Here is a 21,188-nt window from a genome sequence, read left to right as displayed (position 1 = left end):
GGCCTTCAATTTATTAGAAGCTGCTTTTCCAACTGCATATAGAGCTACCCCATAAACTGCTGCATCAGCGAACATATCCAAGGCGTCAGCAATTAATCCAGCGGATTGTGCCAACCAACCAGCAATGATTTCCACAAAAAACATGGCTCCATTAAGCGCTAACAACCAAATTAAGACTTGACGCTCTCTAGCTGTTTCTTCTTTATCTTGAGCTTGAGTGGGCACTGAATTGACGGACCTACTACTGTGAATGCTGGCGCCAAAATTTAATGGCTCTAATTTAGCCAATACTTCGCTGGGATCCTCAGTGTGATAAATCACCAGTTTTCGATTGGGAATGTCAAAGCTCATTGAATAGGTGCTTAATGAGCTCAATGCCATACGAATCATTTGCTCTTCAGAGGGGCAGTCCATTGCCGGCACTAAAAAGGTGGTTTCAGTAACTGTAAAGATCTGGTCAGAACTCATATTTTAATAATCCAGCGTAAATAATAAAAACCAGCCCGAAGAGTGGCTTTTATTTTTGAGAGGCCACCAAGACTAGAACCTGGGACCAAAGTATTCCGGTTTGTATAACTTCGATTACCTCTTAGGCTATGCCTTCAACACATAAATCCGACTCATAGATTCGAACTTTGCACCGAAACACAATCGCACACTCAATCGCACAGTGACTTTTTGGCCCTACAAACTATTGATTTATATGGTGTTTTGAAGAGGCACGACTTCTTTTAATCCGTTGGTCGCGAGAGTTTCCTAGCGCATTCCCGACAGCACAAGCTCATGCATCACCCTATCTAAGGCCACATCTTCAGTAACGCCTTTACATTTTTTGGTATTTGTATAAATTTCTGCTGTTACTCCAGCAGTTTCTACCTTGATGTTTACCTCACGACCGCTTACTGCAATGGTGTATTCAACCGTATAGCGAGGCACTAATTCACCTTCGATGAGAACTGACTTCACTTTTGTTTGGATCTTCTTGCTCTTAATGTCCCAATAGCCAGCCTGTAAGTCACTTTTACATTTAGCAATTAATGATTTAACAGTCTCAATTGCCACCTTAGTATCAACCCTTTTAAATGCAGCCATCTCAGAACTTAAATCTTCACCACTCTTTAGTCTTGCCAGAACTTGCTCAAAGAACTTGAGATCTGCCATGCGATCAGCTGCTTTAGCTACTGCAGCTTCTGCCTTTTTATCAAAGAAGGCTGTTACGGGCAGCATAGTCGCGAGAGATGGTTTAACTATTTTTGTTTTAGCCATGTTTAACTTTTACGCTTTGATTTAAGCAAAGCTTGCTCTAACTCTTTTGCGGCATCAGGGTTTTGCTCTTGCAGCGGGATGTAGATGCCAGTAGTTAAGCCAATTAAGCCCATCATATTGGCTTTGGCTGGGTTCATGTATTTTTGGATCTCAGCACCTTGATCAGCAGCTTTACCGCCAGCTAAACGCTCAGCAATCATTAAGACCTCAATATGACTATAGTGTCGACGCAGCATCTCGGCGCTCGTCCCCATCTGCACTTCTAGGTCTTCGTAGGTGTAGCCTTCCATCAGGCGCTGGGTTGCATAGTAGTGACGCAAGCTATACAGACTTCGCTCTTGACTGTCTTTGCCATTGGTAAGCATGCCAGCCTCTCGAATGCCATCACCAAAAGCATTCACAAAACTATAGGGACGCTCACCGCTATGCATCCTGAAAACATAATCTTTTTTCTTGCTGGCAATCAGCTCATCTAAGGTCAACTTATCATAGGCGGGTTGCAATTGACGCAGCTTTTCTAGAATAGGCCAAAGCTCATGACGAGCAATGATCTTTCGAGCTCCTGTTTTACCTTGTGGCAAATGAATATGAATGAGGCGTGAATCATCTTTTTCAATAAATTCAATATGGCGCCACTGCAGCTCTTTAGTCTCTGTTCCAGGACGCACACCAGTGCTTGCCACAAACGCCACGAATAAGCACAACAGTTCACGTAGTTCACGAGTAGCCTGCGTTCTGCCTTGTGTAGTCCATTTTTGTAAGAACTGCTGCAGGGCAATGAGCTCATCGTGTGTAAAAAAGCCCCTAGCCTCACCCGCCTCACCAGTGTTCTTAAATTTGGGCCTTAGGAACTCAGTCATATATCCAGCCTCAATGGCATGATCAAAGATCACATTCATGGCTAGGTTATGGGTGTTTTGGGTGCTTTGCTTTAAACGACGACCAACATGTTGGTATCGCCAGATATCAAACTCGCTGATCACGGCAGGCGTAATGCAGTCAATGTTGTAATTGCCAAAGAATGGGATGAGATATTGATCAATGGCACGGTAATAGTCAGCATAGATCTTTTTGCCAGTACCATGCTTGATCTGCTCCTTGAGATTGGCACTAACGACCTCTGCAACAGCCTTGAACTTCTTACTAACTACCGGAAAGCCCCGACGCTCTGCCGCTCTCGTATCAGCTGCAAAGTCCTCTGCAATAGTTTTAGCTTCATTGAGATTGCTAGTGCCCGTACTCTTGCGTATCCAGCGTTTTAAGCTTTTAGCCTTGTAATGCACTTGCCAGTTAGCCGTACCCTCTCTACGCACTACGTAGAGCTCCTTATCGCGTAAAACGACGGTGGTTTGGGCTTTTTGCGGCATTGTTTACCAGTTATTTTGCTGTACCTTGATTGTATAGCCTATAAATGAAACTGTGTAAAAACTGTGTAAAGCAATAAACCCGCTTGCCCGACACAGTAGATGCTTGAATTTATTGGGATTTGTGGCCTGCCCAGCAGGAGTCGAACCTGCGACCTACGGCTTAGAAGGCCGTTGCTCTATCCAGCTGAGCTATGGGCAGATACATGCTGGGTTTATAACTACTATCTAGAACTAAATAGAGAAAAGTGGTCGGAGTACAAGGATTCGAACCTTGGACCCCCTGCTCCCAAAGCAGGTGCGCTACCAGGCTGCGCTACACTCCGACGGAATCCACATTCTACACCGAGAGCACTATTGCAGGCAAATCCTGTAATATTCGTGCCATGGTTGCCTATTTTTCAAGCAAATTTAAGAAGCAAATTCAAGTTGCTCTGAGCATATCTTTGCTTGCATTTTGCTTGTTGGGCACCCGATGGATAGGCCTGTCTCATAGCATTTCACATGCTAATTTCCAAAGCCAAACAGAAGTCAGCTCGATTACGGTTGATGCCACGCCATCACAAAATCACAATTCAGACATATGTCATTTATTTGATGCACTTACTTTGGCTGGATTTGTTGTAGCTGAGATTGTCACAGCGGCAATACATGTCAATCAACCTAATCAATCCGGTGAAGTCAATAATTCCCACATAGCTCAAGCCTTTATTGAGCATTACCAATCAAGAGCGCCACCAACCCTTCTTTCATAAATCTTTACAGAGGCTAGATTCAATATCTAGTCATTGATTTATTAGCTTCCATTACATGGTTGCAAGAATTTAAGGGCTTCAAATGAAGTGTAAAAAATTATTAAAGCCACGCATTATTTGCGTGTTGGTTGGTAGCATTTTCAGTTCTTATGCATTTGCACAAAGTCAAACTCCCAGTCTCGAGATTACTGCTACTGGTAGTCAAGAAGCTACACAAAGCATTTTGACGCCAACAAAGGTTCTCCAGGGTGATGAGTTAGCCAATAAATTAGGAAGCACTTTGGGCGCAACATTGGCTAATGAACTTGGGGTGTCAGCAACTGGTTATGGTGCAGGATCATCCCGTCCCGTGATTCGAGGCCTAGAAGGTTCGCGCGTGCAGATATTACAAAATGGCCTCTCAGTAGGCGATGTATCCAATATTTCTCAAGATCATGCTGTTGGCAACAACATGCAAAATACCCATCAAGTTGAAATACTTCGTGGCGCCGCCGCCCTCCTTTATGGATCAGGCTCCAGTGGTGGATTAGTGAATGTGGTAAATGATCGCATTTTGACTAACTTACCTGATCGCGCAACTGGTGCCATCAATACAAGTTATGAAACAGTAAATAATGGCAGAGCTGGTTCTCTCGAGCTTGATGGTGCCTTTGGATCGGTTGCGGTACATGTGGATACAGCAATTAATAATGCCAATAATTACTCGATTCCTGGTAGCTCTACACAATCACAGGGTGAGCCCGTTGGTGGCTGGACCGTGCCACCAGAGGGAAATGGCGGCAATAATTACACTGGAAAATTACCTAATAGCTTTAGTAACCAAAATAATTTAGGCGTCGGTGTTTCATATATTGGTAAGTCTGGTTACACCGGAGTTTCTGTCGAGCGGCTAAACAATAATTATGGAATTCCAACGCCTGAAGGCGGGTCAATCAACCAATCACAAAATCGTTACGATCTGCAGCACCAAACTCGTGACCCATTTAGTGGATTCTCATCATTTAAATTTAGTGCTGCAAATACCAATTACAACCATACAGAATTTAACAATGCTGGCGAAGCAGCCGCCCTATGGAAGAATTTAGCAAATGAAGCGCGCTTAGAGCTAACTCATAACCCCCTACTCGGCTGGAAAGGTACATTTGGCGCTCAAGTAACCGCAGCATCCTTAAATGCTACTGAAGTAGGCAGCGGCAGCTATGCAATTTTTCCGCCAACAAAAACAAATTCCAATGCCCTATTTTGGATTGAGGAAGGTAAATGGAACAGTCTTCAAGGTAGCCTTGGTCTGAGATACAACAATGTGGCTCAAAACCCCAACACGGCCACTGTCCTTGAAGCTCAGGATACAACTGCAGGCACTCTTACGCCTGGAATTACTTTGCAAAACCGTAATTTCAATTTGATGTCTTATTCGGCTGGTGGGCTATGGAATTTTATGCAAGGCCATGGCTTGGGTGTGGCATATACAGTTTCTCAACGCGCTCCAAGTGCCCAAGAGCTTTACTCTTATGGTGCCCATGAATCTACAGCAACATTTGACATTGGTAACCCTAATTTAAGCAAGGAAGTCTCACACAACCTAGAGTTCAACTTTCAAAAGAGCTTGGGAATTCTTCGTAGCAAAGCTAGCATCTATGCCAATCGTTTTAACAACTATATTTATGGCTACTACACCGGAAATGCAATCAATAACGGTGGCCAGGAAGGCGACGGTTTTAGCGTTGTGATGGCTCAGCAAGCTGCTGCAACTATTAAAGGTATTGAAGGTGAAATTACCTATAACTGGCGAGAGCCAGGCCTTGGAGGCAGGATCTTTGGTGATGTATCTCAAGGTACGTTTGATGCTGGAGGCAACCTTCCATTGCAACCTGCTCCTCGTCTAGGTGCTGAAATTGCTCATCAAAGAGATGGCTGGCTAACGAATGCTAGTTACATCTATAGCTATCAACAAAATCGCTTAGCAAGTTGGGAACAAGGGCCAGCCCCAAGTTACAACCTACTAAATGCTGGCATTTCCTACACCGAAAGAATTCAGCAGGTGAACTGGACCATCTATCTCAATATGAAAAATTTGCTTAATGAGCAAATTCGCTATGCAACAACGCCTATGGCCGTCAGACTCTATGCACCCCAACCAGGAAGAAGTTTCATGGTTGGACTAAGGGGTACATTCTAAGTAGATATATCTGGCTAAGCAGTAGGTACTAAATCGGCAATGCTCTTGGCGGCGCTCATGGCAACAGCGCCGTCCCTAGTTTCTACCATTACACGCAATAATGGTTCGGTACCAGAGGCGCGAATTAATACTCTTCCGATATCTTTGAGATTACTTTCAACCATCGAAATTTGTTTTTTTAGCGTCTCATCCAACTTCCAGTCGTAGCCAGGCTTAAACCTCACATTTAAGAGTACCTGTGGAAATATGGCGACCTCTTCCAATAGCTGCGCAAGGCTCTTCTTGGATTGGCTCATCACAGTTAATACCTGCAGCGCTGCGATAGTGCCATCACCAGTAGAATGACGATCTAAACAAAGCAAATGACCAGAGCCTTCACCACCGACATGCCAGCCATTCTTTTTAAGAAGCTCTAAAACATAGCGATCGCCTACATTGGCACGCTCAAATCCAATGCCTAGCTCCTTGATGGCATTTTCAATAGCTAAATTGGTCATTAATGTACCAACAACACCGCCAACCTTGTCGCCACGATTAACACGATCTTTTGCCAATACATAAAGCAACTCATCACCATTAAATAATCTGCCGGATGCGTCAACCATTTGCAAGCGGTCAGCATCACCATCCAAGGCTATGCCAATATCTGCCTTTACTTCCTGAACTTTTGCAACCAAAGCCGCAGGTGCAGTAGCGCCGCATCCATCATTAATATTTCTACCATTGGGATGAACGCCTATAGAAATTACCTCAGCGCCCAATTCATGGAAAACATGTGGAGCAGTATGATATGCAGCACCGTTGGCGCAATCGACTACGATCTTCAATCCCTTTAGATTTAGATGGCCAGGAACTGTTGATTTACAAAACTCAATATATCTACCTGCTGCATCATCCAAGCGAAAAGCTTTACCCAAATCTTTAGAGCTTACGCAGCCGATAGGGTTTTCTAGCTCTTTTTCAATATCGAACTCAAAATCATCTGAAAATTTATCCCCTTCTGCAGAGAAAAATTTAATACCGTTGTCTTGATAAGGATTGTGAGAGGCAGAGATTACCAATCCAGCAGATAAGCGTAAGGCTCTCGTGAGATAAGCAACTCCAGGGGTTGGTATAGGGCCGCAAAGCATGACATCCACGCCGGCAGCAGCAAAACCCGCCTCTAGTGCAGCCTCTAACAAGTAGCCTGAAACCCGAGTATCTTTACCAATCAGAATCTTACATCGCTCACCTGGCTTTGTGTTCCGTGTTAACACCTTGCCGGCCGCATAACCCAAGCGCGTCATAAATTCTGGAACGATAGGAAATTGTCCTACCTCCCCTCGGATTCCATCGGTGCCAAAGTATTGTTTTTTCATGCTTTTAATTATAAAACTTAGACTGACATATCAAGTTGAATAGCCTCCCATAGCTTTAGAGCATCAACTGTCTCGGCTACGTCGTGAACACGCACAATGCTGGCGCCGCGATCTGCCGCCATTATGGCTGCAGCAATGCTTGGGGCCACACGTTCATTTGTGTCCTTACCGGTTATTTTGCCGATCATGGATTTGCGGGATATGCCAGCCAATACAGGGAGCTCTAATGATAAAAATTCAGCAAAATTAGTCAACATATTAAGGTTGTGCTCCAGGCTCTTACCAAAACCAAAACCTGGATCAATTGCAATGCGATCGCTTGCAATGCCAGAAGAAATCAAGAGATCAGCCCGACCCCTTAGAAACTGTTTTACCTCTGTAATCACATTGATGTATTCGGGATTAAATTGCATCGTCAAAGGATCGCGTTGCATATGCATCAATACAATGCCGCAATGTTGACTTTCTAATACAGCATCTACGGCTCCAGTTTGTCTTAGCGCCCAAATATCATTGACGCAATCCACACCAGCATGCAGTGCTTGTCGCATTGTTTCTGACTTGTAGGTATCAATTGAAAGTGGAACTCCACAGTCTTTGAGCGCTTCAATTACAGGCAGTACTCTATCCAGCTCTTCTTGTAGCTCAACGGGTATGGCACCGGGTCTGGTAGATTCTCCGCCTATATCAATAAGATCAACACCATCTGCAAGCATGCGCTCAGCTTGTGCAATTGCATCTTTAGGCGATCTAAATTTACCGCCATCTGAAAATGAATCTGGCGTGGCATTCAGAATACCCATGACTATTGGGCGATTACGTTTAGCAAAATCAAAAAGAAAACGCCCACAACGCCATGTTGTGGGCTTAGTTTGATTACTTAGATTTAGCAACAAAGACTAAAGCAAATCCTATTTATGCTGTTGCCGGCGCACTACCGGTAGCAGGTCCAGGCGTGCCAGCGGAATTACCAAACTGGGTTGCTGGCGGAGGCTTAGGCGAGCGTGGTGGGCGACCTTCCATAATGTCATTGATCTGCTCTGCATCAAGTGTTTCCCACTCAAGCAATGCAGCAACCATAGCCTCAACCTTGTCACGATTTTGTTCCAAGATCGATCTAGCCAAAGCATATTGACTATCAATCAGCGTACGAATTTCCGCATCCACTTTTTGTTGCGTCAATTCAGAGACGGTTTTGGTGCTGTTGCGACCAAAAATACTTTCAGATTCAGTGTCAACATAAACCATCGTACCTAAGCTATCGCTCATACCGTAACGAGTAACCATATCGCGAGCCATCTTGGTAGCACGTTCAAAGTCGTTTGAAGCTCCTGTACTCATGGAGTGCAAGAAAACTTCTTCAGCAGCACGTCCACCAAACAGAATGGCCAACTCTTCCAACATGCGATCTTTGTAAAGGTTCACACGATCAAATTCAGGCAGCTGCCAAGTAACGCCCAATGCCATGCCACGAGGCATGATGGTGACCTTGTGTACGGGATCGGCTTTAGGCAATACTTTGGCTACTACAGCATGGCCAGACTCGTGATATGCCGTATTGCGACGCTCTTCTTCACGCATGACAGCAGATTTACGCTCAGGACCCATATAGATCTTATCTTTAGCATCCTCAAAGTCTTTCATATCGACCGAACGCTTATTGCGGCGTGCAGCAAACAATGCAGCTTCATTGACTAAGTTTGCTAAGTCAGCACCAGAGAAACCAGGTGTTCCGCGCGCTAAAACAGCAGCATTGACATCTGGATCGATAGGAACCTTGCGCATATGCACTTGCAAGATCTGCTCGCGCCCACGAATGTCAGGTAAGCCAACATGAACTTGGCGATCAAAACGACCAGGACGGAGTAGTGCTTTATCCAATACATCAGAGCGGTTAGTTGCAGCAACAACGATCACTCCGCTGTTGCTCTCAAAACCATCCATCTCAACCAGCATTTGATTCAATGTCTGTTCACGCTCATCATTGCCGCCACCCATACCAGCGCCGCGATGACGACCTACTGCATCAATCTCATCAATAAAGATGATGCAAGGAGAATTCTTCTTGGCATTTTCAAACATGTCGCGCACACGTGATGCTCCAACACCAACAAACATTTCAACGAAATCAGATCCAGAAATCGAAAAGAACGGAACTTTTGCTTCGCCAGCAATGGCACGCGCCAAAAGGGTCTTACCGGTACCTGGAGGGCCAACAAGCAACACACCATGAGGAATGCGACCACCTAGTTTTTGGAACTTCTGTGGATCTTTTAAGAAGTCCACCAACTCAAAGACTTCCTCTTTAGCTTCGTCACAACCAGCAACATCTGCAAAAGTTACTGTATTGCTGTTCTCATCAATCAAGCGCGCTTTTGATTTACCAAAGGAGAATGCGCCACCTTTTCCGCCACCCTGCATTTGGCGCATCATGAAAAACCAGAAACCAATAATTAAGAGGGTTGGTCCAAGATAGTACAAGGCAGAAACCAACATATTTGGCTCATCATCTGCTTTACCAGTCACTTGAACTCCATACTTCATGAGATCACCTACCATCCAGATGTCGCCTGGAGAGATGATGGAATATTTAGCGCCGTCAGAAGGGGTCACTTGTAATGTGCGGCCTTGCACATCAACGCGCTTTACTTTTCCTGCTTTGGCGTCATCCATGAATTGGGAATACGTAACTTGATTCTGGTCCTTAGGCTTATCAAACTGCTTGAAAACAGTAAAAAGCACTAAGCCCACAATGAGCCACACACCGATTTTTTGAAACATATTGCTGTTCAAAATGAGTCCTTTTCTGGGTTGATCCAGTAGTTAAAGCAAATCGCTTTCTAAGTATTTGATTCTACTACCACCCTTTTTCAAGAGCTAATAGCATATTTATTTAATAAACCCCCTACAAATTCGGGGTTTTTGGCGGTTATTTGGGTGGTTTAAGGTTTCTTCCCAGGAGAAATATCTCTGAAGATCGGGCTCTTGATGCCTTAGGCTTGCGGGAGGCTACGGTTTTAAAGACCTTTTTAAAGGATTCAACAATCTGGCTATAGCCACTACCGTTAAAGCACTTGATTAACAAGGCGCCCTCAGGCTTGAGATGTGCCACAGCAAAATCCAAGGCAATTTCAGCCAAAAAGGCCATTCTGGCGGCATCAGCAACACCAACACCAGATAAATTGGGCGCCATATCCGAAAGGACTAAATCCACTTTTCCCTCGGCATCCCTGGGTAATAAGGCCTCAAGTGCAGCAAGCCCCTCGTCCTCGCGAAAGTCGCCCTGAATAAAGTTCACATCCGCAATGTCTTCCATGGGCAAAATATCAATCGCAATAATTTGACCATCCGGTTTGCCAGACTCAATTTTCGGATTGCTTTTGCCAAGCTCAGTTAGGCGATTGCGGGCGTACTGAGACCAGCTCCCAGGGGCGCTACCTAGGTCGACAATGGTCATGCCTGCTTTGATGAGATGATCTTGCTCGTCAATTTCGCTGAGCTTGTATACCGCTCTAGCGCGATAGCCCTCTTTTTGAGCCATCTTTACATAGGGATCAGTTAAATGATCCTGCAACCAACTTTTATTAAATTTATTCTTTGCCACAACTTATCCACTTTCGCCCTCTATTTTCCTAGTTTCTTCCGGCTAAAGCAAAAAGAATCTAAAAAAATAGCGCTAAATTAGGCCCATTCGACTGATTTTGCTGGTGAATGCTCTATCATCAAGCTCATGACTGCATTGATCCTTACCCCCGCACAACGTAAATCCCTCAAAGCTGACGCACACGATTTAAGTCCTGTGGTGATGGTAGGCGGCGATGGTTTGACTCCCGCTGTAATCAAAGAGGCAAAATTAGCCATCAATCACCATGGTTTGATTAAGGTTCGTGTTTTTGGTGATGACCGTGAGGTGCGTGCTGCAATATATGAAGAGCTTTGCGATAAATTGGATGCCGCCCCAGTTCAGCATATCGGCAAATTATTGGTTCTATGGAAACCAAAAGACGCTATTGATGAAGCATTCAGTAGTTTAGGCCGATCCAGCAAACAGACTAAGAAAACTTTGCAAACTCCCCGCACTAAACGTCAGCCAAACCGTACTGCGACCAAAGCTGGTGTGCGTACTAGCACCTCCGAAAGATCGGATCGCCGTTCTGCATCTAACAAATCACCATTTGAACGCGCTGCCGCTGTAAAGTCTGCCACTCCTAAGAAAAGAGTCTTGCGCTCCGAAGCCGCAGAATCCAAAATTGGCTGGTCTTCACCAGGCTATAGAAAAGCCGCTGTAGCACCAGCGCCAATTAAGAAACGTAAAGTCCGCATGAGCAGTACAAAGAAAAAATCTTTGGGCTCGTAAGACTTCTTTTGATTGATTGAAAACGCCGCTAGTCGGCGTTTTTTGTTGTGCGCCATATTAAGGCGATGCCTAGCAAGGCTTGGAGCATATAGATGGCGCTAGAGACGCCATGCAAGCGACCAAAAAGAACGGCGTGAGTAGATTCGCGTACAGACAAGCCCAAATACAAAGCTTGGTCACGCAAAGAATTCATCCAAGGGATGATAATAAAAGCCGCGCCAATTGCGCATGCCAGCATCCCCAACAATAACCAACGATCTAATCGAAATTGGGACTTACCTAAGCGTACAAAGTAATTGGCTAGAGACATTAGAACAATACTTGTAAGGACACTTATGTATGCGATTGACTTGAATAAGGTTGCCGCAACCAATCCAGCGACCTGACGATCTCCTAAACTTGAAAAGAGTGTCGGCACAACCAGAAATCCAATGGTTAATAAGCTGCCAACCCAGAGACCCGAAAGCAGGTTAAAAATTCTCTGGGCAATTGATGGAAACATTAAACGTAGCGAACAGCCAATATTTCAACTTCGCGGTTACCGCCCGGAGCTTGAACTGCAACTACGTCGCCCTCTTCCTTGCTAATTAATGCGCGGGCAATGGGTGAACTAATCGAAATCTTATTTAAAGCAATGTCTGCTTCATCGTCACCGACAATTTGATAGGTCAACTTAGTGCCATCTTCAAGATCTTCGAGATCAACGGTTGCTCCAAAAACCACACGGCCAGTAACGTCAAGAGAGGCAGGATCAATAATTTGGGCTGCAGATAACTTGCCCTCTAATTCTTGGATGCGTCCTTCGATAAAACCCTGCTTTTCTTTGGCAGCATCATATTCCGCATTCTCAGAGAGATCGCCTTGAGCTCGAGCCTCAGAAATAGCAATGATGACTGCAGGACGCTCTACATGCTTTAAGCGGTGCAGCTCTTCCTTAAGAAGTTCTGCGCCGCGTTTAGTGATTGGAATTGTGCTCATGCTGCTTACCTAACTTAAAATCTTGCGCGAAATTACGCCTAAAAGTTGATTTTAGATTAAATAAGCGTCTGATGTAAGTTTTGCAATGAATAGACCTCGAGTGACTCCAGCCTGCCATTTTGAGATGCCAATAAACCATCCATTACTGCACGTGCCGCACTAATTGTTGTGTAGTAGGTCACGCCATTGGCCTGAGCGCTAGTTCGAATGGATCTAGAGTCAGCAATCGCGGTACGGGTTTCATCCACAGTGGTAAATACCAAGGAAATTTCACCATTCTTGATGAAATCAACAATGTGAGGACGTCCATCCTTGACCTTATTGACTACCCTTACAGGCAAACCAGCCGCTTCTATTGCTGCAGCAGTACCCTTAGTGGCAACCATTGGAAAACCAAGCTGATGCAATAACTTGGCAACTTCGATCGCCTTCGGTTTATCACTATCCTTAACAGTCAAAAGAACCGTTCCGCTCTTAGGAAGTTTAATTCCGGCACCCAATTGCGACTTGAACAAAGCCTCACCAAAGGTTTTGCCGACACCCATCACTTCACCAGTTGAACGCATTTCTGGCCCAAGGATTGGATCGATTCCAGGGAACTTATTAAATGGAAATACCGCTTCTTTTACAGAAAAGTATGGGGGCTTCACTTCAGCGGTAATGCCTTGTTGAGCAAATGTTTGGCCAACCATACAACGAGCAGCAATCTTAGCTAGTTGCAAACCAGTGGCTTTGGAAACAAAAGGAACTGTGCGGGAGGCGCGAGGATTTACCTCAAGAACATAAATAACATCATTGCCATCGACATTCTGTATGGCAAATTGAACGTTCATTAGACCAACAACATTCAATCCCTTGGCCATAGCTGCAGTCTGACGCTTAATTTCTTCCACCGTTTTATCGGATAGAGAGTAAGGCGGCAAGGAACAGGCTGAGTCACCAGAGTGAACGCCGGCTTGTTCAATATGCTCCATAACGCCACCTATAAATACTTTTTCGCCATCACTAATACAGTCAACATCACACTCAATCGCATCATTTAAGAAGCGATCTAGCAAAACAGGAGAATCATGTGAGACTTTGACAGCTTCACGCATGTAGCGCTCTAGATCACGACCATCATGAACGATCTCCATGGCTCGACCACCCAAAACATAGGAAGGGCGAACAACTAATGGATAGCCAATTTCTTCGGCTAACTTGAGAGCCTCTTCTTCGGTGCGCGCAGTGCGATTTGGTGGTTGACGCAAACCCAAATCTTGCAATAATTTTTGGAAGCGTTCACGATCTTCTGCAGCATCAATCATGTCAGGCGATGTTCCGATAATCGGAACGCCATTTCGCTCTAGATCCAATGCAAGCTTCAAAGGAGTTTGTCCACCATACTGCACAATCACGCCTTTTGGCTTTTCCTTGGCTACGATCTCCAAAACATCTTCAAGAGTTAATGGTTCAAAGTACAAACGATCAGACGTATCGTAATCAGTTGAAACTGTTTCAGGATTGCAGTTGACCATAATGGTTTCATAACCATCATCGCGCATTGCTAAGGCCGCGTGAACACAGCAATAATCAAACTCAATGCCTTGTCCGATTCTGTTAGGTCCACCGCCCAAAACCATAATTTTGTCTTTATTGGTTGGGCTGGACTCGCACTCACCGTGCTCCGCTTCATATGTTGAATATAAATACGCGGTATTTGTTGAGAACTCAGCAGCGCAGGTATCCACACGTTTATAGACTGGAACCACCTTTAAACGGTGACGTGCGGCTCGAACAGAGGCAGCATCAATACTAAGCAACTTTGCTAAACGTCGATCAGAGAAACCCTTCTGTTTCACAAAACGTAACTCTGGTGCAGTAAGACTATCAATTTTACGTTGCTTTAACTCAGCTTCAATCGTAATGAGCTCTTCAATTTGCTCTAGGAACCATGGGTCAACTTTGGTTTCGGCATAAATCTCATCCAGACCCATACCCATACGGAATGCATCAGCCAAATACCAAATACGGTCCGGGCCTGGCTCATTTATTTCATTAATAATGTCATCGAGATCCGTAGAAACTTCATCAAGACCATCAACACCAACTTCTAAACCGCGCAGCGCCTTTTGAAAAGACTCCTGGAAAGTGCGGCCAATAGCCATCACTTCGCCAACAGATTTCATTTGGGTGGTTAATCGTGAGTCAGCTTGAGGGAACTTCTCAAACGCAAAGCGTGGAATCTTTGTTACTACATAGTCAATTGATGGCTCGAAAGATGCTGGTGTAGCTCCACCAGTAATGTCATTCTTAAGCTCATCTAACGTATATCCAACCGCTAATTTGGCAGCTATCTTTGCAATTGGGAAGCCAGTTGCCTTGGAGGCCAATGCAGATGAACGCGAAACCCTTGGATTCATTTCGATGACGATCATGCGACCATCAACTGGGTTGATCGAAAATTGAACGTTTGATCCGCCAGTGTCCACGCCGATTTCTCGCAAAACTGCAATCGATGCGTTACGCATGATTTGATATTCTTTATCAGTCAAAGTCTGCGCAGGAGCAACAGTAATGGAATCTCCAGTGTGTACTCCCATCGGATCTAAGTTTTCAATCGAACAGACAATGATGCAGTTGTCATTGCGATCACGAACCACTTCCATTTCAAACTCTTTCCAACCAAGCAAAGATTCTTCAATTAGAAGTTCGCGGGTTGGAGATAAATCGAGACCGCGTTTGCAAATCTCTTCAAATTCTTCGCGGTTATAAGCAATACCGCCGCCAGATCCACCCATGGTGAATGATGGGCGAATAACAACCGGGAATCCAGAGCTGCCAGTTTCCTGTTGAATCCGCTGTTGCACTTCGTGTGCCTCATCCATCGAGTGCGCAATACCTGACTTCGCAGAGCCTAGACCAATCTTAGTCATAGCCTCTTTAAACTTCTGGCGATCTTCTGCTTTGTCAATCGCCTCAGGAGAAGCGCCAATAAGCTCGCATCCGTATTTCTCCAAAACACCGTGACGATGCAGATCTAATGCGCAGTTTAGCGCTGTTTGACCACCCATCGTTGGCAATATCGCATCTGGTTTTTCGGTGGCAATAATGCGCTCCACAACTTCCCAGGTAATTGGCTCAATGTAAGTTACATCAGCCATCTCAGGATCGGTCATGATGGTTGCGGGATTGCTGTTTACCAGTATGACTTTGTAACCTTCGTCACGAAGCGCTTTACATGCTTGCGCGCCAGAATAGTCAAATTCACAAGCCTGACCAATCACAATCGGTCCTGCACCAATAATCAAAATGCTCTTAATGTCGCTACGCTTAGGCATTATTTGCCCTCCTTCTTGCTGGCAGCATTCATGAGCTCCACAAAACGATCAAATAAATAGGCAATGTCATGAGGTCCAGGCGAAGCCTCAGGATGTCCCTGGAAACACAGGGCCGGCTTATCTTTCCAAGCCAAACCTTGCAAGGAACCATCGAACAAAGAAACATGGGTTACGCGAATATTGTCTGGCAATGTATTGGCATCGACAGCAAAACCATGATTCTGGGAAGTAATAGCTACACGACCAGTGTCTAAATCTTTAACGGGGTGGTTTGCGCCATGGTGACCAAACTTCATCTTCAAAGTTTTTGCACCAGCAGCAAGACCCATAATTTGATGGCCTAAGCAAATGCCAAAAGTTGGAACACCTTTTTCGATGATTTCTTTTGCAGCAGCGATAGCATAATCACACGGACCAGGATCTCCAGGGCCATTCGAAAAGAATACGCCGTCAGGGTTCATTGCTAACACTTCGGCTGCACTGGTTTGCGCAGGTACAACCGTCAATTGGCAGCCACGCTCAGAAAGCATGCGGAGAATATTGCGCTTTACACCAAAGTCATAAGCAACAACCTTCTTAATTGGTTTGCCTGTATCTAAGTTTCTGTATGCAGGCTTGCCATTGGGACCATGCAAATCCCATTCAGCTTCACGCCACTCATAAGACTTATTAGTTGTAACTACTTTAGCAAGGTCCAATCCCGACATGCCTGGGAAAGCCTTAGCCAGCTCAAGAGCTTTCTTGCCTAAAGTCTCATAATCATCGCTCACCTTGCCCGCAACAATTGCACCTGATTGGGCACCCTTATCGCGCAAAATTCTGGTGAGCTTGCGTGTATCGATTCCAGCAATCCCTAAAACACCGGCTTTAGTAAGGTAGCTATCCAAAGAGTCTTCTGAGCGGAAGTTCGATACGCGTTTTGGTAGATCTTTAATAACTAATCCCGCTGAATGTATTTGATCGGATTCGGCATCCTGAGCATTTACACCGACGTTACCAATGTGCGGATAGGTCAGCGTGACAATTTGACGCGAGTAGCTAGGATCAGTAATGATCTCTTGATAACCAGTCAATGCTGTATTGAAGACAACTTCGCCGGTAGTTTCGCCGGGGGCGCCAATACTAAATCCGGGAAATAAAGTGCCGTCAGCTAAAGCCAACACGGCCGGGGGAAAAGAAGGAAGCAAGGGTGACAAACCATCTCCAGTCCCTGCTCCATCCGACGCTCAAAACCCTCAAAAAGACCAACCCGAGGATGTTTTTGCGGGAGGTGAGTGTCTTTAAGCGCTAGGGTATTTAATTAGTTTCGAACCTTGCAATGATACCATTTCTGCTCGTAAACCCTTGAATATCCAGTCAAATGGGACTTCCAAAAGAAAAAGCCCCTCCAGCTTGATGGCTGGCGGAGCTTTTTAGCGAAATTTAAGAATTTTTAAGCCTTCGCGCTTTGCTCAATAATGGCCTTAATTTGAGCTAAAACTGTTTGATCATCCATGGTGCTGATATCACCAGGATCACGACCCTCTGCAACAGCCTGGAGAGCGCGACGCACAATCTTGCCTGAACGCGTTTTTGGTAGCGCCGTGACAATATACACACGACCTGGACGCGCAATAGCGCCAAGCGTTGTGTCTACAGTTTTCATGCATTCCGCTTCTAAGGTGGCGGTATTTGAGGCGTCCTTAGGAATCACGAATGCAATAGCAGCCTGACCCTTAAGCTTGTCTTCAATGCCTACTACAGCTACCTCTGAAATATTCGGATGACTAGAAATGCTCTCTTCAATTTCGCGGGTACCTAAACGATGCCCTGCAACGTTAATCACGTCATCTGTTCGACCAAGAATAAAGAAGTAACCATCCTTGTCTTTAATACCCCAGTCAAAGGTGGAATAAATCAACTTGCCTGGGATGGTTTCCCAGTAGGTGCTGATAAATCGCTTGTCATCACCCCAAACAGTTTGCATGCAGCCTGGAGGCAACGGTCCCTCGATAGCGATAACCCCTTTTTGATCTGGTCCCAACTCTTCAGATGTAGCGTCATCAAGTAACTTCATGTTGTAACCAAAAGATGGCACGCCTGGTGAGCCAAATTTATGCGGCATCACTTCAACGCCACGTTGGATTGCCAGCATTGGCCAACCAGTTTCTGTTTGCCAGTAGTTATCCACAATCGGCTTATTGATAGCGCCATGAATCCAACTTGCAGTTGGCTCATCCAATGGCTCGCCTGCCAAGAACAAGGCACGCAATTTAGAAAGGTCATGCTTGGTCAAGAATGCCGGATCTTGTTTCTTTAAAACACGAACTGCGGTTGGCGCAGAGAACATAACAGAAACTTTGTATTTATCAACCAGCTCCCACCAGATGCCAGCATCTGGACGTAAAGGTGTGCCTTCATACATGATTGTGGCCATACCAGAGAGTAATGGCGCATAAATGATGTAGCTATGACCTACCACCCAGCCAATATCTGATGTACAGAACATGGTCTCGCCTGGATTGCCAGTGAATATGTGCTTCATCGATGCAGCGAGGGCAACAGCATAACCACCGGTATCACGTTGTACGCCTTTTGGTTTACCTGTCGTACCGGATGTGTACAAAATATATGATGGATGGGTAGCATCAACCCACTCAACCTGAACCACATCATTGAGATGCTTCTGACGTTCAGTTACATAATCCAAATCACGTCCAGCAACAGTTGTGAACTCGGTTAAGCCGCGGTTCACAATCAATACTTTTTCTGGCTTGTATTCCGCCAAAGTAATTGCCTCATCCAACAAAGGCTTGTATGGAACAGCCTTGCCACCACGCGCACCAGCTTCTGCTGTAACGATGAGTTTTGGCTTTGCATCATCAATACGAGAAGCAAGACTGTGTGATGCGAAGCCACCAAATACAACAGAGTGAATTGCACCAATACGAGCGCAAGCCAACATTGCAAAACAAGCTTCAGCAATCATCGGCATATAAATTAAAACACGATCGCCCTTTTGAATGCCGTTTGCTTTGTATATTGCAGCCATACGATTAACTTCTTCGTACAACTCTTTAAATGTGTAAGTTTTTTCTTGATTGGTTTCTGTTGAAACGGCAACTAAAGCGATTTGATCTGGGCGATCTTTGAGATGGCGATCTACTGCGTTGTAGCAAAGATTTGTAAGTCCACCCTCAAACCATTTTGCAAATGGCGGGTTGTTGTAGTTCAGAACCTTATCGAATGGTTTTTCCCAGTAAATTAACTGCGCTTGCTCCCCCCAAAATCCGTCTGGGTCTTTAATTGAGCGTTCGTGGTGTGCTTTATAGGACATGGTCAACCTGATTTCTTTAAAAAGTTACTGTAATTACTGGCTTTTACTCGCCCCCTTGCTACCGTTATTGCTGCTGGAGGCGACTGAACTACCATTTTTCGCAGATTTTGCAAGTCCTGTCGATGCGGATTTATGCTGAGATGCAGAATTTTTTCCTGAAGAATTACCCTTAGAAGCGGTTTTTCCTGTTGTTTTGCTTGTTGTAGCTGGGGCGCACTTTGCCGTCTTGCCACCCTTCCCAGTATTTGCTGGTTTTGGGCACTTAGGTACAGGCTTCTCCAAGTTCAAGCTGGCGTTTTCTGCCATGGCACTTGATACATCACCAGGACGGCGATTGGTTTTAGGAATCAATACAGTAGATCCTGAGCGAATTCGCATGCCGCGCGGGATTCCATTCACTTCCCTTAGCGTATCCACATCTACACCTAAAGTTTTTGCCGCTTGATCTACGCTTTCAGTTTTAGAAACCTGTACAGCCGTCCACGAAGAAAGGGGTTTATCGTATTGCTTTAAATTAGCCTGAAAGATTTCGGCATGAGCAAACGGCAAGAGGATTTGCTGATTCGCATTACTTAGGATCACTGGCTTATTAAATGAGGGATTTAGACTATGAAATTCATCTGAAGGGATTTCAGCCAACTTAATTACAAGCGCTACGTCAATATCACTCCCAACATCCACCGCAACAAAGTATGGGTGGTTTTCAAGTTCAGGCAAAACAATGCCATACGCTTGTGGATCCAAGACAATTTGACGATACGCCATTAACTTAGGAACGTAATTTCGGGTCTCACGAGGCAAGGTGAGACTCTCATAATCAGTCGGCAACCCAGCTGCAGCATTACGCTTCTGAGCTTTAGCAATATTCCCTGCGCCCCAGTTATATGCTGCCAATGCAAGCTCCCAGCTGCCAAATTGATTATTCAAACGTTGCAAGTAATCCAATGCTGCATCGGTTGATTGGACAACGTCTCTTCGTTCATCCCTAAATACGTTTTGCGTTAAGCGAAAATCTTTACCGGTGGCTGGCATAAATTGCCATAAGCCAACTGCTTTTGCGCTTGACTTAGCATGGGTAACAAATGCGCTCTCAACAAATGGGAGTAGCGCAATCTCAGTTGGCATATTTCTAGCATTGACTTCTTGAACGATGTAAAACAAATAGCGCGAAGACCGTGCCATTGAACGATTAACGTAATCAGGTCTAGCAGCAAGCCAGCGAACTTGCTCAATTTCTAATGGTGTATTCATCGGCTCCATTTGGAAGCCATCACGGATGCGTATCCATAAGTTATCTGAGGGAGCGTATATTTTGCTGACCGATTGGTTTGCTAGGTTTACGCGTGTAGCTTTAGACGATTTTGGATTGGCCTTTGTTGGGGTATCGGATGACCAATCACCGGTGCCAGCACAGCCACTTAAAAAAGCAACAATTAATACTGCTGTATAGAGCATGCGCATCAGAATCGATCTTTCCACGCGCGGATGGCAGCCAAGACGTGTGCAGGTCTTGGCAAATCCGTCTGACCTGAAACCTCTTTTGCTATTGCAATGACTTCAGGTTGATCGCATCGCATAAAGGGATTGACTTGCAACTCTTGACCGATCGTAGTGGGAAGTGTTGGCAACCCCTGTTCCCGCAAAGATTTCGCCTGCTCTGCCCATGCCACTAAATTGTGGTTATTGGGTTCAACAGTCAATGCGAAGCGAATATTGGATAACGTATATTCGTGCGTACAGAAAACCAAAGTATTTTTTGGAAGCGCAGCGAACTTAGCTAAAGATTCTGTCATTTGCGTTGGCGTACCTTCAAACAATCTACCGCAACCAGAGGCAAATAGAGTGTCCCCACAGAACAACATAGGCTCCACAACGTTCGCCTGCATATTCGCAAAATAGGCAATATGGCTGAGGGTGTGGCCAGGAACTTCAAATACTTTTAAGCTAATTCGTGGTGTAGCAATTTCAATTTTGTCGTCTTGCATTGCTGCAACTGTTCGACCAGGAATGTTGTCTCCCGCTGGTCCGTAGACAGGAATATTGGCACCTAACTTTTCCAATAAGGACAGGATTCCTCCCGTATGGTCCGCATGGTGATGCGTGATCAAGATTCCCTTGAGAGTCAATTTGTTTGCCTTCAGATAATCAAGGGTGGGCTTAGCATCTCCCGGATCAACGACTAATGCATTGATGCCATCGTGAATACACCATATATAGTTATCATCAAAGGCCGGAATGGGCCAGACCCGCAATAAAGTATTCTTATCCATGTACTCATGATACCAACCCCTCCCA

General features: G+C 45.1%; 17 protein-coding genes and 2 tRNA genes. 3 read left to right on the top strand and 16 right to left on the bottom strand.

Annotated elements, in window-relative coordinates:
• The 5 genes from ICE93_RS07370 to ICE93_RS07350 all read right to left on the bottom strand — a co-directional run.
• Nucleotides 1-468 (bottom strand): cation transporter (locus tag ICE93_RS07370; protein WP_216186968.1); only part of this gene is annotated, 468 nt, incomplete at its 3' end.
• Between the two features lie 288 nt (nucleotides 469-756).
• A complete protein-coding gene (locus ICE93_RS07365; protein ID WP_216186966.1) occupies nucleotides 757-1,266 on the bottom strand; it encodes a hypothetical protein in 510 nt (169 codons plus the stop codon).
• A gap of 2 nt (nucleotides 1,267-1,268) precedes the next feature.
• The gene (locus ICE93_RS07360) at nucleotides 1,269-2,633 is read right to left on the bottom strand and encodes a site-specific integrase (RefSeq protein ID WP_216186964.1); all 1,365 of its coding nucleotides are present in this window, start codon (nucleotides 2,631-2,633) and stop codon (nucleotides 1,269-1,271) included.
• Between the two features lie 122 nt (nucleotides 2,634-2,755).
• Nucleotides 2,756-2,832 (bottom strand) — tRNA-Arg (locus tag ICE93_RS07355).
• A gap of 47 nt (nucleotides 2,833-2,879) precedes the next feature.
• Nucleotides 2,880-2,956 (bottom strand) — tRNA-Pro (locus ICE93_RS07350).
• A gap of 60 nt (nucleotides 2,957-3,016) precedes the next feature.
• Between ICE93_RS07350 and ICE93_RS07345 the strand changes: the two genes are divergently transcribed.
• Both ICE93_RS07345 and ICE93_RS07340 read left to right on the top strand, forming a co-directional pair.
• Nucleotides 3,017-3,385: a hypothetical protein gene (locus ICE93_RS07345; RefSeq protein ID WP_216186962.1), complete on the top strand. Its 369-nt coding sequence runs from the start codon at nucleotides 3,017-3,019 to the stop codon at nucleotides 3,383-3,385.
• An 82-nt stretch (nucleotides 3,386-3,467) separates the two neighbouring features.
• The gene (locus tag ICE93_RS07340; protein WP_216186960.1) at nucleotides 3,468-5,564 is read left to right on the top strand and encodes a TonB-dependent receptor; all 2,097 of its coding nucleotides are present in this window, start codon (nucleotides 3,468-3,470) and stop codon (nucleotides 5,562-5,564) included.
• Between the two features lie 14 nt (nucleotides 5,565-5,578).
• On the opposite strand, the gene glmM is transcribed toward ICE93_RS07340, so the two are convergent.
• The 4 genes from glmM to ICE93_RS07320 all read right to left on the bottom strand — a co-directional run bounded on the left by glmM (nucleotide 5,579) and on the right by ICE93_RS07320 (nucleotide 10,526).
• On the bottom strand, nucleotides 5,579-6,922 hold the full coding sequence (gene glmM / locus ICE93_RS07335; RefSeq protein WP_216186958.1) for a phosphoglucosamine mutase: 1,344 nt from the start codon (nucleotides 6,920-6,922) through the stop codon (nucleotides 5,579-5,581).
• A gap of 17 nt (nucleotides 6,923-6,939) precedes the next feature.
• Nucleotides 6,940-7,818 (bottom strand): dihydropteroate synthase, encoded by an 879-nt coding sequence (gene folP, locus ICE93_RS07330; RefSeq protein ID WP_370624604.1) that lies wholly within the window; start codon nucleotides 7,816-7,818, stop codon nucleotides 6,940-6,942.
• A 19-nt stretch (nucleotides 7,819-7,837) separates the two neighbouring features.
• Nucleotides 7,838-9,715: an ATP-dependent zinc metalloprotease FtsH gene (ftsH, locus tag ICE93_RS07325; protein WP_216186956.1), complete on the bottom strand. Its 1,878-nt coding sequence runs from the start codon at nucleotides 9,713-9,715 to the stop codon at nucleotides 7,838-7,840.
• A gap of 136 nt (nucleotides 9,716-9,851) precedes the next feature.
• Nucleotides 9,852-10,526 (bottom strand): RlmE family RNA methyltransferase, encoded by a 675-nt coding sequence (locus ICE93_RS07320; protein ID WP_216186954.1) that lies wholly within the window; start codon nucleotides 10,524-10,526, stop codon nucleotides 9,852-9,854.
• A 126-nt stretch (nucleotides 10,527-10,652) separates the two neighbouring features.
• On the opposite strand from ICE93_RS07320, the gene ICE93_RS07315 reads away from it, so the two are divergent.
• Nucleotides 10,653-11,279: a YhbY family RNA-binding protein gene (locus tag ICE93_RS07315; RefSeq protein ID WP_216186952.1), complete on the top strand. Its 627-nt coding sequence runs from the start codon at nucleotides 10,653-10,655 to the stop codon at nucleotides 11,277-11,279.
• Between the two features lie 28 nt (nucleotides 11,280-11,307).
• Here the strand turns inward: ICE93_RS07315 and ICE93_RS07310 are convergent, their stop codons facing one another.
• The 7 genes from ICE93_RS07310 to gloB all read right to left on the bottom strand — a co-directional run bounded on the left by ICE93_RS07310 (nucleotide 11,308) and on the right by gloB (nucleotide 21,163).
• Complete coding sequence (locus ICE93_RS07310; protein ID WP_216186950.1) at nucleotides 11,308-11,781, bottom strand: DUF4149 domain-containing protein; 474 nt, start codon at nucleotides 11,779-11,781, stop codon at nucleotides 11,308-11,310.
• Entirely contained in the window at nucleotides 11,781-12,257 is a 477-nt protein-coding gene (greA, locus tag ICE93_RS07305; RefSeq protein ID WP_215349963.1) for a transcription elongation factor GreA, read from the bottom strand. The genes ICE93_RS07310 and greA overlap by 1 nt, the downstream gene beginning before the upstream one ends.
• 56 nt (nucleotides 12,258-12,313) lie before the next feature.
• Complete coding sequence (carB, locus tag ICE93_RS07300; RefSeq protein ID WP_216186948.1) at nucleotides 12,314-15,577, bottom strand: carbamoyl-phosphate synthase large subunit; 3,264 nt, start codon at nucleotides 15,575-15,577, stop codon at nucleotides 12,314-12,316.
• Nucleotides 15,577-16,764 (bottom strand): glutamine-hydrolyzing carbamoyl-phosphate synthase small subunit, encoded by a 1,188-nt coding sequence (gene carA / locus ICE93_RS07295; RefSeq protein WP_216188308.1) that lies wholly within the window; start codon nucleotides 16,762-16,764, stop codon nucleotides 15,577-15,579. The genes carB and carA overlap by 1 nt, the downstream gene beginning before the upstream one ends.
• 245 nt (nucleotides 16,765-17,009) lie before the next feature.
• A complete protein-coding gene (locus ICE93_RS07290) occupies nucleotides 17,010-18,893 on the bottom strand; it encodes a propionate--CoA ligase (RefSeq protein ID WP_216186946.1) in 1,884 nt (627 codons plus the stop codon).
• 33 nt (nucleotides 18,894-18,926) lie between these two features.
• Nucleotides 18,927-20,372 carry a transglycosylase SLT domain-containing protein gene (locus ICE93_RS07285; RefSeq protein ID WP_370624603.1) on the bottom strand — a complete coding sequence of 482 codons (1,446 nt, stop codon included), beginning with the start codon at nucleotides 20,370-20,372 and terminating at the stop codon, nucleotides 18,927-18,929.
• Nucleotides 20,354-21,163 (bottom strand): hydroxyacylglutathione hydrolase, encoded by an 810-nt coding sequence (gene gloB, locus ICE93_RS07280; RefSeq protein ID WP_216186944.1) that lies wholly within the window; start codon nucleotides 21,161-21,163, stop codon nucleotides 20,354-20,356. Before gloB ends, ICE93_RS07285 begins: the two co-directional genes overlap by 19 nt.
• Nucleotides 21,164-21,188 lie beyond the last annotated feature (25 nt).

Origin of the sequence: Polynucleobacter sp. MWH-HuK1 (assembly GCF_018881815.1) — a bacterium.
In the GTDB taxonomy this organism is placed as follows: domain Bacteria; phylum Pseudomonadota; class Gammaproteobacteria; order Burkholderiales; family Burkholderiaceae; genus Polynucleobacter.
The sequence above is the reverse complement of the archived record's forward strand: the minus strand, read 5'-3'. Positions and strand labels throughout refer to the sequence as shown.

Excerpts from the sequence above, each read along its gene's own strand:
- ICE93_RS07360 (WP_216186964.1), bottom strand. The coding sequence starts at position 2,633 with ATGCCGCAAAAAGCCCAAACCACCGTCGTTTTACGCGATAAGGAGCTC.
- ICE93_RS07340 (WP_216186960.1), top strand. The coding sequence starts at position 3,468 with ATGAAGTGTAAAAAATTATTAAAGCCACGCATTATTTGCGTGTTGGTT.
- ICE93_RS07310 (WP_216186950.1), bottom strand. The coding sequence starts at position 11,781 with ATGTTTCCATCAATTGCCCAGAGAATTTTTAACCTGCTTTCGGGTCTC.
- gloB (WP_216186944.1), bottom strand. The coding sequence starts at position 21,163 with ATGGATAAGAATACTTTATTGCGGGTCTGGCCCATTCCGGCCTTTGAT.
- ICE93_RS07315 (WP_216186952.1), top strand. The coding sequence starts at position 10,653 with ATGACTGCATTGATCCTTACCCCCGCACAACGTAAATCCCTCAAAGCT.
- carB (WP_216186948.1), bottom strand. The coding sequence starts at position 15,577 with ATGCCTAAGCGTAGCGACATTAAGAGCATTTTGATTATTGGTGCAGGA.
- glmM (WP_216186958.1), bottom strand. The coding sequence starts at position 6,922 with ATGAAAAAACAATACTTTGGCACCGATGGAATCCGAGGGGAGGTAGGA.
- ICE93_RS07290 (WP_216186946.1), bottom strand. The coding sequence starts at position 18,893 with ATGTCCTATAAAGCACACCACGAACGCTCAATTAAAGACCCAGACGGA.
- greA (WP_215349963.1), bottom strand. The coding sequence starts at position 12,257 with ATGAGCACAATTCCAATCACTAAACGCGGCGCAGAACTTCTTAAGGAA.
- ICE93_RS07345 (WP_216186962.1), top strand. The coding sequence starts at position 3,017 with ATGGTTGCCTATTTTTCAAGCAAATTTAAGAAGCAAATTCAAGTTGCT.
- ICE93_RS07365 (WP_216186966.1), bottom strand. The coding sequence starts at position 1,266 with ATGGCTAAAACAAAAATAGTTAAACCATCTCTCGCGACTATGCTGCCC.